General features: G+C 38.7%; 1 rRNA gene. It reads right to left on the bottom strand.

The window, feature by feature from the left end:
- Positions 1–197 precede the first annotated feature (197 nt).
- Positions 198–269 (bottom strand): 16S ribosomal RNA (locus ACQUTI_RS26385); the annotation flags it as partial.

Genomic DNA, 269 nt, shown 5'->3' with positions numbered 1-269 from the left:
GAAGATGTTTCGTAAAACATCATCGTGTCGCGAAAATTTGAGAGACTCGAACACACATTAACTGTGTGTCGTTTCAATTTTCAGCTTGATCCAGATTTTTAAAGAGCAAAATTTCACAATGCACTTTGCAGTACATTTTGAAATTTATTATTTATCAAACAATCTGTGTGAGCACTACAAAGGCAGGTTCTTTAAGGTAAGGAGGTGATCCAACCGCAGGTTCCCCTACGGTTACCTTGTTACGACTTCACCCCAGTCATGAATCACAA

Source organism: Klebsiella sp. 7-CIP_Kleb., from assembly GCF_050378655.1.
Lineage (GTDB): Bacteria > Pseudomonadota > Gammaproteobacteria > Enterobacterales > Enterobacteriaceae > Klebsiella > Klebsiella quasipneumoniae.
The sequence above is the reverse complement of the archived record's forward strand: the minus strand, read 5'-3'. Positions and strand labels throughout refer to the sequence as shown.